At 70.8% G+C, this 13,982-nt stretch carries 13 protein-coding genes; 9 read left to right on the top strand and 4 right to left on the bottom strand.

The features are described from left to right. Positions 1 to 48: 48 nt before the first annotated feature. On the top strand, positions 49 to 543 hold the full coding sequence (locus tag ACO07H_RS19095; protein ID WP_422017040.1) for a M48 family metallopeptidase: 495 nt from the start codon (positions 49 to 51) through the stop codon (positions 541 to 543). Positions 544 to 557: 14 nt separating this feature from the next. Beyond that, positions 558 to 1,466, top strand: coding sequence for a tRNA dihydrouridine synthase (locus ACO07H_RS19090; RefSeq protein ID WP_422018662.1), 909 nt, complete (start codon positions 558 to 560; stop codon positions 1,464 to 1,466). A 6-nt stretch (positions 1,467 to 1,472) separates the two neighbouring features. Here ACO07H_RS19090 and ACO07H_RS19085 read toward each other — a convergent pair whose 3' ends face one another. Together ACO07H_RS19085 and ACO07H_RS19080 are read right to left on the bottom strand one after the other, a co-directional pair. Next, complete coding sequence (locus ACO07H_RS19085) at positions 1,473 to 2,171, bottom strand: DUF899 family protein (RefSeq protein WP_422017038.1); 699 nt, start codon at positions 2,169 to 2,171, stop codon at positions 1,473 to 1,475. Positions 2,172 to 2,293: 122 nt separating this feature from the next. Continuing rightward, positions 2,294 to 2,953 carry a peroxiredoxin gene (locus tag ACO07H_RS19080; RefSeq protein WP_422017036.1) on the bottom strand — a complete coding sequence of 220 codons (660 nt, stop codon included), beginning with the start codon at positions 2,951 to 2,953 and terminating at the stop codon, positions 2,294 to 2,296. 199 nt (positions 2,954 to 3,152) lie between these two features. Here ACO07H_RS19080 and ACO07H_RS19075 point away from each other — a divergent pair, with 199 nt between their 5' ends. From ACO07H_RS19075 to dbpA, 6 genes are all read left to right on the top strand, one after another. Next, positions 3,153 to 5,387, top strand: a complete 2,235-nt coding sequence (locus tag ACO07H_RS19075; protein ID WP_422017034.1) for an alpha/beta fold hydrolase — start codon at positions 3,153 to 3,155, stop codon at positions 5,385 to 5,387. Continuing rightward, on the top strand, positions 5,384 to 5,728 hold the full coding sequence (locus ACO07H_RS19070) for a translation initiation factor Sui1 (RefSeq protein ID WP_422017032.1): 345 nt from the start codon (positions 5,384 to 5,386) through the stop codon (positions 5,726 to 5,728). Before ACO07H_RS19075 ends, ACO07H_RS19070 begins: the two co-directional genes overlap by 4 nt. A gap of 6 nt (positions 5,729 to 5,734) precedes the next feature. Beyond that, positions 5,735 to 6,832 (top strand): helix-turn-helix domain-containing protein, encoded by a 1,098-nt coding sequence (locus tag ACO07H_RS19065; RefSeq protein WP_422017030.1) that lies wholly within the window; start codon positions 5,735 to 5,737, stop codon positions 6,830 to 6,832. Positions 6,833 to 6,905: 73 nt separating this feature from the next. Further along, positions 6,906 to 8,327: a S41 family peptidase gene (locus ACO07H_RS19060; RefSeq protein WP_422017028.1), complete on the top strand. Its 1,422-nt coding sequence runs from the start codon at positions 6,906 to 6,908 to the stop codon at positions 8,325 to 8,327. Between the two features lie 177 nt (positions 8,328 to 8,504). Then, complete coding sequence (locus tag ACO07H_RS19055; RefSeq protein ID WP_422017026.1) at positions 8,505 to 9,731, top strand: cysteine desulfurase-like protein; 1,227 nt, start codon at positions 8,505 to 8,507, stop codon at positions 9,729 to 9,731. Between the two features lie 21 nt (positions 9,732 to 9,752). Further along, positions 9,753 to 11,171, top strand: a complete 1,419-nt coding sequence (gene dbpA / locus ACO07H_RS19050) for an ATP-dependent RNA helicase DbpA (RefSeq protein ID WP_422017024.1) — start codon at positions 9,753 to 9,755, stop codon at positions 11,169 to 11,171. A gap of 6 nt (positions 11,172 to 11,177) precedes the next feature. On the opposite strand, the gene ACO07H_RS19045 is transcribed toward dbpA, so the two are convergent. Next, positions 11,178 to 11,678, bottom strand: coding sequence for a hypothetical protein (locus tag ACO07H_RS19045; RefSeq protein ID WP_422017022.1), 501 nt, complete (start codon positions 11,676 to 11,678; stop codon positions 11,178 to 11,180). A gap of 276 nt (positions 11,679 to 11,954) precedes the next feature. Between ACO07H_RS19045 and ACO07H_RS19040 the strand changes: the two genes are divergently transcribed. Then, positions 11,955 to 12,176: a hypothetical protein gene (locus ACO07H_RS19040; protein ID WP_422017020.1), complete on the top strand. Its 222-nt coding sequence runs from the start codon at positions 11,955 to 11,957 to the stop codon at positions 12,174 to 12,176. Between the two features lie 7 nt (positions 12,177 to 12,183). On the opposite strand, the gene ACO07H_RS19035 is transcribed toward ACO07H_RS19040, so the two are convergent. Then, entirely contained in the window at positions 12,184 to 13,950 is a 1,767-nt protein-coding gene (locus ACO07H_RS19035; RefSeq protein WP_422017018.1) for a glutamine--tRNA ligase/YqeY domain fusion protein, read from the bottom strand. Between the last annotated feature and the right edge of the window lie 32 nt (positions 13,951 to 13,982).

The raw sequence follows: 13,982 nt of genomic DNA, 5'->3' as shown, positions 1-13,982 counted from the left end.
GGCAGCCCTCTGTCAAACCCGGGCTGCCGCGCCTTTTGAAACTCACCCATGCTTGCCGCCCGCTACCTTGCCGGCTATCCCCCCGAGCTGATCGTGCAGGCCGAGCAATTGCGCCTGGACGGCCGCCTGGCCGACCACCTGGCCCGTCGCCTGCCGGAACGCCACGAGGTGCGCAGCGACACGGCGTTGTTCGACTACGTGCAGGATCTGAAGAGCCGCCACCTGCGCAACGCCGGCCCGCTGCAATACGTGGGCTTCGACGCCAAGCTGCGCGTGCTGCAGCAGGCGCTGGGCACGCACACGCGCCGCACGCAGGTGCAGGGCGCCAAGCTCAAGACCCGCCGCGAGATCCGCGTCGCCACGCTGTTCAAGGAGGCGCCCGCCGCGCTGCTGCACATGATCGTCGTGCACGAGCTGGCGCACCTTCGCGAGCTGGACCACAACAAGGCCTTCTACCAACTCTGCCAGCACATGGAGCCGGACTACTTTCAGTTGGAGTTCGACCTGCGGCTGTACCTGATGCACCTGGAGGGCGCCAAGTGATCCTGCTGGCGCCCATGGAAGGGTTGCTCGACCACATCCTGCGCGACGTGCTGACGCGCGTGGGCGGCGTGGACCGGTGCGTGTCCGAGTTCATCCGCGTGACCGACCAGTTGCTGCCCAGCCGCGTGTTCACGCGCATCGTGCCGGAGCTGAGGAACGGCGGCCGCACCGCCGCCGGCGTGCCGGTGCACCCGCAGTTGCTGGGCTCGGACGTGACCTGCCTGGCCGAGAACGCCGCCCGGCTGGCCGAGCTCAAGCCCGAAGGCATCGACCTGAACTTCGGCTGCCCGGCCAAATGCGTGAACCGCCACCGTGGTGGTGCGGTGCTGCTGGACGAGCCGGAGCTGATCCACGAGATCGTCGCCGCCGTGCGCCGCGCCGTGCCGGCCGATGTGATGGTGTCGGCCAAGATGCGGCTGGGCTACATGGACGACAGCCGCACGCTGGACGTGGCGCGCGCCATCTTCGATGCCGGCGGCAGCGAGATCGTCGTGCACGCCCGCACCAAGGCCGATGGCTACAAGCCGCCGGCCTACTGGGAGCGCATCGCCGCCGTGCGCGAGGCCGTGCCCCTCACCGTCATCGCCAATGGCGAGATCTGGACCGTCGAACACGCCGAGCTGGCGCGCGAGCGCAGCGGCTGCGAGCACCTGATGCTGGGCCGCGGCATGGTGGCCGATCCGGGGCTGGCGCTGCGTGTGGCGGGCCAGCGCGCCACTCCTGTGCCTTGGGCCGAGCTGCTGCCGCTGATGCAGGTCTTTTTCGATCAGGTGCGTGCCCACGTCGCGGCCAGGCACCAGGGCGGCCGGCTCAAGCAGTGGCTGCACTACCTGAAGCGCGCCTACCCCGAAGCCGAGGCGGCCTATGCCGAGCTGCGCACGGTCAACGACGCGGACGAACTGGCCAGGCGGCTGTTCGCCTGAGCCGTATCAGTACTGCAGCTTCGGATACCAGTCCGTGCCGCGCCCCTCGGGCGTCAGGTCCAGGATGGACCACAGCGAGGCGACGTCCGGCGCGTCGCGCGGGTCCTGGCCGGGGTCGGCCATGTCCTGCGTCATCTGGCTGGCCCAGAACAGCCGCACCTGGTCGCCGTCGCGCTGGTAGACCACCAGTGCCGGGTTCTCGCTGCCATCGGCGTTCAACAGGCCCAGGTCGTTCGCGTAGTCGTCGCCCACGGTCTGGATGAAGTTCAGCTCGCTCCAGCCCCGTTCCCACGCGAACGCGTACTGGCGCTCGACCGGCGAGCGGCCCAGGATCTTCAGCGCCACGCGCTGCTTGATGTCCGCCGCGTTGCCGTGCACGGCGCCCAGCCAGTTGGTGCACATGGGGCAGGGCCTTTCGCGCTGCGGGCCGTACATCCAGAAGTAGGTGACCAGCGTCTGCTTGTCGCCGAACAGGTCCAGCAGTCCCACGTCGAACGCCTGCTCGTCCTTGAAGCGGTAGTCCTTGGTGATGACGGGCCCCGGCGGCAGCGCGCGGCGCTGCTCGGTCAGCCGGGTCATGTGGCGGCGGAACTCGATCTCTTCGGCGAGCAGGGCCCGGCGCGCGTCGTCGTATGCAGCCGATGCGCCAGGGAAGGGCGTCTTCCCCGTTGCTGCAAGTTGGGTGGCGGGCTTGGGTTGGACCATGGGCGTTCCTGTATCTTGAAATCACCAGCCATCCTGCCGAGTTCCGCACAGCCGCGGCATCGGCCAGCGCCACCGTTGCGGGCAGGCCGGCGCCTACAGCCTCAGCTCACCCCAGTTGCCCTTCAACCCGGCTGCTTGGTGATGCGCAGGTAGGGCTTGGGCGCCTTCCAGCCGGCGGGGAACAGCGTCTTCGCGTCCTCGTCGCTGACCGAGCCCGCGATGATCACGTCCTCGCCCTGCTGCCAGTTCGCCGGCGTGGCGACCTTGTGCCTGGCGGTCAGCTGCAGCGAGTCGAGCACGCGCACGATCTCATCGAAGTTGCGGCCCGTCGTCATCGGGTAGGTCAGGATGAGCTTGATGCGCTTGTCCGGCCCGACGATGAAGACCGAGCGCACGGTGGCGTTGGTCGCCGCGGTTCGGCCTTCGGACGTGCCCTCGACATCCGCCGGCAGCATGTTGTAGAGCTTGGCGACGTTCAGGTCGCTGTCGCCGATCAGCGGGTACTTGGGCAAGTGGCCTTGCGTCTCTTCGATGTCGGCGGCCCACCGGTGGTGGTTGTCCACCGGGTCCACCGACAGCCCGATGAGCTTGGCGTGGCGCCTGGTGAACTCGGGTTCGATCTTGGCCAGGTAGCCCAGCTCCGTCGTGCACACCGGCGTGAAGTCCTTGGGGTGCGAGAACAGGATGGCCCAGTGGTCGCCGATCCAGTCGTGGAACTTGACCTCGCCTTGCGTGGTCTGGGCGGTGAAGTCGGGGGCGATGTCGTTGATGCGCAGGGACATGGTGACTCTCCTGGTTGGGCGCGGGGGAGCCTGCATGATAGGAAGGCTGCAAACGCGTTTGCCTCATAAGCTTTGTCGGTCCATGCATGGGGCTTCAGGCCGCACCGCGCGTGGTGGCAGCGCAAACCAGCCTGCCGGACCATGCCGCCTCGGCGGGGTGAGTTCTGTCCGGCGTCGCGCTGCGGGCTAGCATGCCGGCATGACGTCTTTCCTGTTCCGCGCCGCGCCCGCATGCGCCGCGCTTGCATTCGCTGTTTCAGCCTGGGCTGCGCCCGCCACCGGCCTGCCGCTTGAGCGCCTCGTGTCCGACCCGCCGCTGGCTGGCCGTCTGCCACGCCAGGCCGAGCTCTCGCCCGGCGGGCAGTGGGTCAGCTTCCTGCGCCCGTCTGCTGCAGACAGCGAGGTGCTGGAGCTGTGGGCGCAACCGGCCACGGGCGGCGAGCCGCGCAAGCTCGTGGCCGCCGCCGACCTGCTGGGCGGCGCTGCGCAGCAGCTCAGCGAGGCCGAGAAGATGGCGCTGGAGCGCAAACGCATCAGCCAGCGCGGCATCACCGGCTACCAGTGGTGCGGCCATGACGACAGCGCGCTGCTGTTTCCCTTGTCGGGCGACCTCTACCTCGTGAAGCTCACGGCGACGGGCCCGCAGGCCCAGCGCCTGACGCGCACGCCGGGCGCCCCCAAGCAGGACCCGCGCTGCTCGCCAGACGGCCAGCGCCTGGCCTACGTGCAGGGCGGCAACCTCTTCGTGATGCCGCTCGCCGAAGGCGGCCAGCCGCGCCAGTTGACGACCGACGGCAGCGACACCGTGAACTGGGGCCTGGCCGAGTTCATCGCCGCGGAGGAGCTGTCGCGCCAGCGCGGCTTCTGGTGGTCGGCCGATGGCCTGTCGCTGTTGGCGTTGCGCGTGGATGAGTCCGGCGTGGCGGTGAAGACCCGCGCGCAGATCTTTGCCGACCGCACGGCCATGACGCAGCAGCGCTACCCCGCGGCCGGCGCCACCAATGCCCAGGTCACGGCATTCGTCCTCGACGCGGCCGGCGGCCAGCGCCGCGAGCTGCCGCTGCCGCGGTCGGGCAAGGACGGGGCCGAGTACATCTCGCGCGCCGGCTGGTTTGCCGACGGCACGCCCTGGCTGCAATGGTTCAACCGCGAGCAGACGCGGCTGACGCTGACCGAGTTCAAGACAGAGCCCCGTGACATCGCCGTGGAGACCGACGCTGCCTGGGTCGAGGTGCACGACGACCTCATCGAGACGCCGCGCGGCCTGCTGTGGTCCAGCGAGGCGTCGGGCCGCCGCCAGTTGCTGCTGATCGACCGCGCCACGGGCCGGCGCACACCGCTGACGCAGCAGCCTGAAGCCGTCGCGCATGCCGTGTGCGTGGGCGAGCGTGGCGTCGTCTTCGCCGCCGCGGGCGACATGGGCAAGACCCAGGAGCTGTTCACCGTGCCGCTGGCCGGCGGCAGCGCGCAGCCGTTGCCCGGCGCTGCCCAGCGCCAGTGGCGCGACGCGAAGGCGGACAAGGCCTGCACGCGGTTGCTCGTCACGCGCTCGGCCTGGGGCCAGCCGCCGCAGCTGGAGCTGCGCGCGCTGGGCCAGCAGGGCGCCATCGCGCTGGCCGGCGACGCACCGGCCCCCGAGCTCAAGGCATTCAGCAACACGCCGCTGGCGCTGGCGCTGACGGCCGCCGATGGCCGCACGCCGCTGAATGCCTTCTTCTTCGCAGCCAACGATGGCCGCGAGGGCCGGCACCCGGTCATCGTCATGGCCTACGGCGGGCCCGGCGCGCAGACCGTCAACTGGAGCTGGGGCCGCGACATGCCGCTGATCGCCTATTGGCAGCAGCGTGGCTACGGCGTGATGACGCTGGACACGCGCGGCATGGAGCACCGTGACCGCGAGTTCACGCGCGCCCATTACCGCGCGTTCGGCAATGTGGAGGTGGCCGACCTGTTCGCCGCCGTGCGCCAGCTGCCCGACCGCGTGCCCGGCGTGGACCCGGCGCGCATCGGCTTCTTCGGCTGGAGCTATGGCGGCTACCTGGGTGCGCGCGCGGTGCTGGACACCGACACGCCCTTCGCCGCCGCCGTGGCCGTCGCGCCGGTGACCGACTGGACGCTGTACGACACCGCATACACCGAGCGCTACCTCGGCATGCCCGAGGGGGGCAAGGCGCCGACGTACGCCAGCGCCAACCTGCCGCCCCGCGCCGCGCTGCTGTCGCGCCCGCTGCTGCTGGTGCACGGCACGGCCGACGACAATGTGCTGTTCGAGCACACGCTGCGACTCGTCGAGGCGCTGCAGACCGCCGGCAAGACCTTCGACCTGCAGATCTACCCCGGCAAGGCCCACGGCATCGCCGGCCGCGCGGCACGGCTGCACCTGTACCGCACGATGGATGCGTTCTTCGAGCGCACGTTGAAGCCCGCGCCATGACGCTGGTCTACGCCACGGACGTCGGCCGTGTCTGCCCGGGCTGCGGCCAAGCCATCGCCCAGTGCGCCTGCAAGGCCAAGGCGAGGCCCGCGGGAGACGGCATCGTGCGCGTGAGCCGCGAGACGGCCGGCCGCAAGGGCAAGGGCGTCACCGTCGTGCGCGGCGTGCCGCTGGATGACGCGGCGCTGACCGCACTCGGCAAGCAGCTCAAGGCCACGTGCGGCAGTGGCGGCACGGTCAAGGACGGCGTCGTGGAGATCCAGGGCGACCATCTCGACAAGGTCGTCGCCTGGCTCAAGGCCCGGCCCGAAGGCTGGACCGTCAAGCGCGCCGGCGGCTGAGTCCGCATGGTCCGCTTCGGCCCCTGGAGCACCACGCTCGGCCTGGGCGCGCTGTTCGCGCTGGCCGTGGCCGCGGCGCTGCTGGCCGACCCGGCCCAGCGCCGCGCCAACCGCTGGGTGGCGGCGCTGCTGGGGGTCATGGCGCTGAAGCTGACGCCCTACGTCATCGGCTACGCCGGCTTCTACGACGCCTGGCCGTGGCTGAGCTTCGCGCCGCTGGACCACGAACTCGCCTTCGGGCCGCTGCTGTGGCTGCACGTGCAGCAGCGCACGCGCGAGCGGCTGCCGCGGCACTGGGCCTGGCACCTGCTGCCGGCCGGGCTGGCGGCGCTGTACTTCGGCACCTGCTTCGTGCAGCCGCTGGCCTGGAAGACCGCCTGGGACGCCGACGTCCACGCCCGCTTCATCGCCCCCGCGCTGACGGCAGCCGGTCTCGCGTCGCTGGCCGTCTACCTCGCACTGGCCTGGCGCCGCTACCGTGGCTTCCAGGCCTGGTTGTCTCAGCACGTCAGCAATGCCGACGAGCACCGCTACGACGGCCTGGCCGGCACGCTGGTCGCGCTGGCGCTGCTGCTGGCCGTCAGCCTGCCGTACGAGGCCGCCACGGCGATCTGGCATCTGAACTACTTCGACCGCTTCGGGCTCTACCTGGCGCTGACGCTGATCGTCTTCGCGCTCGGGCTGGAGGCCTGGCGGCATGCCGGCCGGCGCCACCCGCTGCAGCCCGACGCCGTGGCCGCCCCGCCCGCACCCGCGCCCCGCCCGCCAACCGACTGGGCGGCGCTGGGCCAGGCCTGGCGCGAGCGCACCGAGCGCGAGGCCTGGTTCCGCGACCCCGAGCTGGGCCTGGACCGGCTGGCGCGCCTGCTGGGCACCAACACCAGCTACCTGTCGCGCGCGTTCAACGAGGGGCTGGGCCAGGGCTTCAGCGACGTCATCGGTGCGCTGCGCGTGGCCTGGCTGCAGCAGCGCCTGGCCGACGGCGCGACCGACGAGCTGCTGGACCTGGCGCTGCAGGCCGGCTTCAGCTCCAAGACCAGCTTCAACCGCGTGTTCAAGGCGCAGACCGGCATGACGCCGTCCGCCTGGCGTGCCAGATCCTGAAAAAGCGAGGCCTGGCGCGGGTTTGCGGTGATCCGGGTCGCGGGACGCCGCCGCCGCGGCGACGCTGGCGGCCATGAAACATCTCCTCCTCATCCTCTGCCTGCTGTTCACCTGGGGCGCCGCGCGGGCCGCGCCGGAGCTGAGCGCCGACGACGCCCGGCGCGACCTGCGCATCCTCCAACGCGCGCTGACCGACCTGCACCCGGGGCTGTACCGCTACGCGACGCCTGCGCAGATCGCCGCCGGGTTCACCGCCGCCAACGCCGCCGTGGCCGGGGGCGCCAGCCGCGCCCAGCTCTACCTGCTGGCCACGCGGCTCGCGGCCGCCGTGCGCTGCGGCCACACCTGGACCAACCCGTCCAACCAGACGCCGGCCACGCAGGCGCTGCTGGGCCGGCAGACGCTGCCGCTGGTGCTGCGCTTCGTCGAGGGGCGCATCCGCGTGGTCGCCAGTGCCAGCGGCGCCGTGCCAGCCGGCAGCGAGCTGCTGGCGATCGAAGGCCAGGCGCCGGCGCAGATCGCCGCTGCGCTGCTGCCCTACCTGCGCGCCGATGGCGGCAGCGACGGCAAGCGGCTGGCGCAACTGGACGACGATGCCAACGGCGGCGCGATGCAGCGCCTGTTCCCGCTGCTGTACCCGCCCGGCCCCGAGGGCTGGCGGTTGCGCCTGGCGGACGGCCGCGAGGTGAGGGCGCCGGCGTTGACGTCCGCCGAGCGCGCGCTTGCGCTGCAGGCGGCCGGCTGGCGCGAGCGCGATGCGAATTGGCGGTTGCGCATCGAGGCCGACACCGGCACGGCTGTGCTGACGCTGCCGACCTTCGCCTTCTGGAACCGCACCTTCGACGGCGCCGCCTTCCTCGACCGCGCCTTCGCGGAGCTGGCCGAGCGCGGCATCGGCCGCCTCGTCATCGACCTGCGCGACAACGAAGGCGGCGACGACGCCCTGGGCCGCGCGCTGCTGGCTCACCTGATCCGCGAGCCGTTCACCCAGCCGGGCAGTCGCCGCGAGTCGGCCTACGAGCGCGTGCCCTATGCGCTGGCGCGCTACCTCGACACCTGGGACTTCGGTTTCTTCGATCGCACCGGCCAGGTCACCCGCACGGCCGGGCGCAACTGGGCGATGCCCGACAGCCCGCCTCGCGTCATCACGCCTGTGGCGCGGCCCTTCGTCGGCCGGGTCGTGGCGCTGGTGGGGCCGCAGAACAGCTCGGCCGGCTACCTGCTGGCGCGCGACCTGAAGGCCTCCGGCGCGGCGACGTTGCTGGGGCAGCCCACCGGTGGCAACCTGCGCGGCCTCAACGGCGGGCAGATCGCCTGGATCACGCTGCCGGCCTCGGGCGTGGCGGTGGACATCCCGCTCGTGGCCAGCTTTGCACCGGGCGACCCGCCGGACAGCGGCGTGCAGCCGGATGTCGTCGTGCCGCCACGCTGGGCCGATGCGGTGGCGAGCGTGGACACCGAGCTGGCCGCCGCGCTGCGCTGGCTGGCGCAGTAACGCGGATGGGCGGCGCTGGCCCACCACCTCGCCGCTGAAGCAGCCGCCTCTGACGGCTCCCGCTGCAATGCCGTCGTCGATTCAGTTGACGGACTGCCCGCCCCGGTTCCGCCTGCAGCTGTGCATCCAACATCCCATGACCTAACCTCTGCCGATTCACCAGGCTCCCACCTCCCCATGCCCACCCTTGACCTCCCCTTCATCCGCGCCCAATTCCCCGCCCTCGCCGGCGACGACGTCTACCTCGACAACGCCGGCGGCTCGCAGTGCCTGGGCCGCGTGGCGGACCGCATCCGCGACTACCTGGTCACGACGCCGGTGCAGCTCGGCGCGAGCTATGCGGTGTCCCAGGCCGCAGGAGAGAAGGTACTGGCGGCGCGGCGTGCGGTGGCCGGGCTGATCCATGCGCCGCATGACGAGGAGGTGGTGATGGGCGGCGCCACCACGCTGCTGGTGTTCCAGGTGACGCAGGCCATCCGTGCCGGCATCCGGCCGGGCGACGAGATCATCGTGACCGACACCGACCACGAGGCCAACATCGGCGCCTGGGGCCGGCTGGCCGAGGCCGGCGCGGTGATCCGCTTCTGGCGCATGCGGCCCGAGACCATGCGGCTGGAGCTGGACGACCTCCAGGCGCTGCTGAACGACCGCACGCGCTGGGTGGCGATGACGCAGGCCTCCAACGTGCTGGGCGCGGTGAACCCGGTGGCCGAGGTGGCAGCCCTGGTGCACGCTGCCGGCGCGCGGCTGTGCGTGGACGCGGTGGCCTACGCCCCGCACCGGCTGGTGGACGTGCAGGCCAGCGGTGCCGATCTCTACGTGTTCAGCTTCTACAAGGTGTTCGGCCCGCATTACGCGCTGCTGTGGGGGCGGCGCGAGCTGCTGCTGTCGCTGGCGAGCCTGAACCACGACTTCATCCCGCCGACCACGCTGCCCTACAAGCTGCAGCCGGGCAATGTGAACTACGAGCTGAGCTGGGGCTGCGCCGGCATTGCCGACTATCTCGTCGAGGTGGGCGAGCGCCTGGGTGCGGCGGGCAGCGGGCGCGCGCGCATGCAGGCCGCGTTCGATGCCTTCGAGCGACATGAGGATGCGCTGGCCGAGCGGCTGCTGGGTTTTCTGGCCAGCAAGCCCGGCGTGAGGCTGATCGGCCCTGCCAGCACCCGAGGCGGCCAGCGCGTACCGACGATCAGCTTCGTGGCCGCCGGTCAGCACAGTGAGGCCTTGGTGCGGCAGGTGGACCCGCACCGCATCGGCATCCGCTTCGGCGACTTCTACGCCCGCCGCCTCATCGACAACCTGGGCCTGCGCGAGCAGGGCGGCGTGGTGCGCGTGTCCATCGCCCACTACAACACGGCCGAGGAGATCGACCGCCTGATCGCGGTGCTCGATCCGGTCCTCTGAGCTGGCACGGACAATCGGGCGATGAACGCGTCCACTTCCAAAGCCTTTTCCAGCCTGCCGCTCAGCGCGGCCCTGCTGGCCAATCTCCAACAGCTGGGCTACCTGGAGATGACCCCCATCCAGGCCGCCAGCCTGCCTTTGGCCCTGGCCGGCCGCGACGTCATCGGCGAGGCGCAGACCGGTTCCGGCAAGACCGCCGCCTTCTCGCTGGCACTGCTGCACCGGCTGGACGCCGCGCAGTCGCGCGTGCAGGCGCTGGTGCTGTGCCCCACGCGCGAGCTGGCCGACCAGGTCACGCAGGAGATCCGCCGCCTGGCGCGCGCGGCCGACAACATCAAGGTGCTGAGCCTGTGCGGCGGCAATCCCATGAAGCCGCAGATCGAGAGCCTGTCCTTCGGCGCCCACATCGTGGTGGGCACGCCGGGCCGGCTCATCGACCACCTGGAGCGCGACACACTGGACCTGTCCGCGCTGAACACGCTGGTGCTGGACGAGGCCGACCGCATGCTGGACATGGGCTTCCTGGACGACATCAAGGCGATTGCCAAGCGCGCGCCGCCCCAGCGGCAGACGCTGCTGTTCTCGGCCACGTTCCCGGACGGCGTGACCGAGATCGCCGCCAAGTTCATGCGCGATCCGCAGACGGTGAAGGTGGCCGGCTCGGCCAGCGCCGCCTCGTCGACGATCCGGCAGGTCGCCTTCGAGGTGACCGAGGTGGAGCGCCTGGATGCCGTGCCGCGGCTGTTGCGCGCGTTCCGCCCTGAATCAGCCATCGCCTTCTGCAACACCAAGCAGCAGTGCCGTGACCTGGAAGCGGTGCTGGCCGCGCAGGGCTTCATCGCGCTCGCGCTGCACGGCGACCTGGAGCAGCGCGACCGCGACCAGGTGCTGATCCAGTTCGCCAACCGCAGCGCGTCCGTGCTCGTCGCCACTGACGTGGCTGCGCGGGGCCTGGACATCGCCAACCTGGCCTGCGTCATCAACGTGGACATCAGCGCCGACGTGGAGCAGCACGTGCACCGCATCGGCCGCACCGGCCGCGCCGGTGCCGACGGCCTGGCGCTGAGCCTGGCGAGCCTGGACGAGATGGGCCGCATCGGCCGCATCGAGCAGCTGCAGGGCGAGGCATTCAAGTGGCAGGCCCTGGGCGATCTGGTGGATGCCCCCGGCGGCCCGCTGCTGCCGGCCATGGACACGCTGCAGATCCTGGGCGGGCGCAAGGAGAAGATCCGCCCCGGCGACATCCTGGGCGCGCTGACCGGCGAGGCCGGCTTTGCCGGCAGCCAGGTCGGCAAGATCAACGTGACCGACTTCCACAGCTACGTGGCCGTGGAGCGCAGCATTGCGGCCGAGGCGGTGCGGCGCCTGTCTCTGGGCAAGCTCAAGGGCCGCAAGGTCAAGGTGCGCCGGCTGGCGGACCTGGCGGACCTGGCGGACTGAGCGGCCTTACTTGAGCCCCTGTTTCGCGCGCTCACGCGCCAGGTAGTTGGACTCGTACTGCTCGCGCTCGCGCTGCTGGCGCGCCTCGCGCGTCTCCCAGTCGCCGCAGTGGAAGTACGAGCCGCCGAACAGCCAGCCCAGCAGGTTGGAGCCGTCCACCGCGCGGCCTTCGCCCGACGTGCACACCATGGCGGCCTGGGAGCCGCTCTGCGCGGCCATGGCGTCCTGCACCAGCATGGAGCGCGACAACAGCACCGAGGCCGGCATGGCGACGGCCAGCAGCACACCCCCGATGACGACGCCTTTCGCCCAGCGCGGCAGGGGCTCGGCCGTGCTGGCCGCGCCCTGCGCCCGCATCACGCCCCGTGCCGGCGCGGCGGTGGCTGCCGCCTTCTCCCGGCCAGGCCGCGTGAGGGTCTGCGCGCCCGCCAGCACCCGGGCACGCGCCGATGTCGGCGGGTCGATGCTCTCGGTGGGTTCGAACGTGGACGTGGGGCCGATGGGCATGCGTTTGACGGGTTAGGCGTCGCGGCGAATGCTAGGTAAGCGTCCTTTTGAAGACAGTGACGAATTGAAAGCGCCAGCGATGCAGCTGTAAAAGCCGCGCAAAAAGTCACGAAGCTCACTTGGGTTGCCCGACGCCAGCGCCGCAGATCTCCTTCGTAACCGTCGTGACATGCTGGCGGCCCTGCCCGCAGACGCGGGGTGGCGGCAGCGATCTGCGACCTTTTCACGGACGAGGGGTCAGGGCGGCGCCTAGTCTGCAATCCAGACGAGGTGCCCATGAACAGCCGCCCCATGCCCCTTTGCGACGACTACGAACTGCGGTTCGAGTCGCTGTTCCACACCGGCCGCGCGCTGGCCTTCCCCTGCGACGCCCACGGTGGCGTGCGCATGGATGGCCTGAGCGAGCAGGCGCGGCAGAACTACCTGTTCGCGCGCGCCGTCGTGGGCCGCGAATACGCCAGCCCGGTGGTGCTGCGCAGCGGCAGCACGCGCAACTGAGGCTGCCCTACTTGCTGAAGCTGTCCTTCAGCCCCGTGATCTTGTTGAACACCGGCTTGTCGGCGCGGTGGTCCACGCGGTCGGTCACGAAGTAGCCGTGGCGCTCGAACTGCCAGCGCTGATCGGCGGCGGCGCCAGCCAGTGACGGCTCCACGAAGCCCTGCACGACGCGCAGCGAATTCGGGTTCAGGAATTCGATGAAGTCGCGGCCCCCGGCATCGGGCTGGGGCTCGGCGAACAGGCGCTCGTACAGGCGCACCTCGGCCGCGACGGCCTCGTGCGCGCCGACCCAGCCGATGGTGCCCTTGACCTTGACGGCGTCTGCGCCGGGCGTGCCGCTCTTGGTGTCGGGGATGACGTTGGCCAGCGCTGCAGTGACCTTGCCGTCGGCGTCCCTCTCGGCGCCCGTGCATTCGATGATGAAGCCGGCCTTCAGGCGCACCTTGTTGCCTGGGAAGAGCCTGAAGTAGCCCTTGGGCGGCGTTTCGACAAAGTCCTCGGCCTCGATCCACAGCTCGGGGCCCAGCGAGAATTTGCGCTGGCCCAGTTCGGGCTTGTGCGGGTGGGCCGCCGTTTCGCAGGGCTCGCGGTGCTCGGCGCTGCCGAACACCTCGGCGTAGTTCGTCAGCTTGAGCTTGAGCGGCTGCAGCACGGCAAACGCACGCGGCGCCTGCGGTTCGAGGTCGGCGCGCAGGGCCTGGTCGAGCACGGTGTCGTCGATCCAGGCGTTCTGCTTGCTGGCACCGGTGGCTTCCACCATCGCGCGCAGGCTCTCGGGCGTGAAGCCGCGGCGGCGCAGGCCCACCAGCGTCGGCATGCGGGGGTCGTCCCAGCCGCTGACGTGCTTTTCCTCGACCAGTTGGCGCAGCTTGCGCTTGCTGGTGACGACGTAGTTCAGGTTCAGGCGGCCGAACTCGATCTGCTGCGGCAGCGGGCGGGCCAGCAGGCCCAGGTCGGCGAGCTGGTTGAGCAGCCAGTCGTAGAACGGGCGCTGGTCCTCGAACTCCAGCGTGCAGATGCTGTGCGTGATGCGTTCCAGCGCGTCCTCGATGGGGTGCGCGTAGGTGTACATCGGGTAGATGCACCAGGTGCTGCCCGTGGCGTGGTGTTCCGCGTGCTTGATGCGGTACAGCGTCGGGTCGCGCAGGTTGATGTTGGGCGACGCCATGTCGATCTTGGCGCGCAGCACCATCGCGCCATCGGCGTGCTGGCCGTCGCGCATCTCGCGAAAGCGGGCGAGGTTGTCGGCCGGCGTGCGGCTGCGGAACGGGCTGTCCACGCCGGGGCGGCCGAAGTCGCCGCGGTTGGCGCGCATGTCCTCGGCACTCTGCTCGTCCACGTAGGCGTGGCCGGCGGTGATCAGCGCCTCGGCGGCCCGGTACATGAAGTCGAAGTAGCTGCTGGCCTCATACAGGTTGTCGCCCCAGCTCCAGCCCAGCCACTGCACCATCTCCTTGATGGCGTTGACGTACTCCAGCTCCTCCTTCTCGGGGTTGGTGTCGTCGAAGCGCAGGTGGCAGGCGCCGCCGAAGTCACGCGCCAGGCCGAAGTTCAGGCAGATGCTCTTGGCGTGGCCGATGTGCAGGTAGCCGTTGGGCTCGGGCGGGAAGCGGGTGCGGATGCGGGCGTCGTCCAGCGGGCCCGTCGCATGGTGGGCGGCGTCACCCGGCGAGCCGCCGAAATGGCGGCCGGCGAAGGCGCCGGTCTCCAGGTCGTGCTCGATGCGCTGGCGCAGGAAGTTCGTGGCGGGGGCGGCTGCGGCGTTGTGGCTCATCGGAGGCTTCAGAAAACGGAAGCCGGGCCAAG

This window comes from Roseateles sp., from assembly GCF_965229315.1.
Taxonomy (GTDB): domain Bacteria; phylum Pseudomonadota; class Gammaproteobacteria; order Burkholderiales; family Burkholderiaceae_C; genus Pelomonas.
Note: the sequence above shows the minus strand (reverse complement) of the source record. Positions and strands in the feature narration are given on the sequence as shown.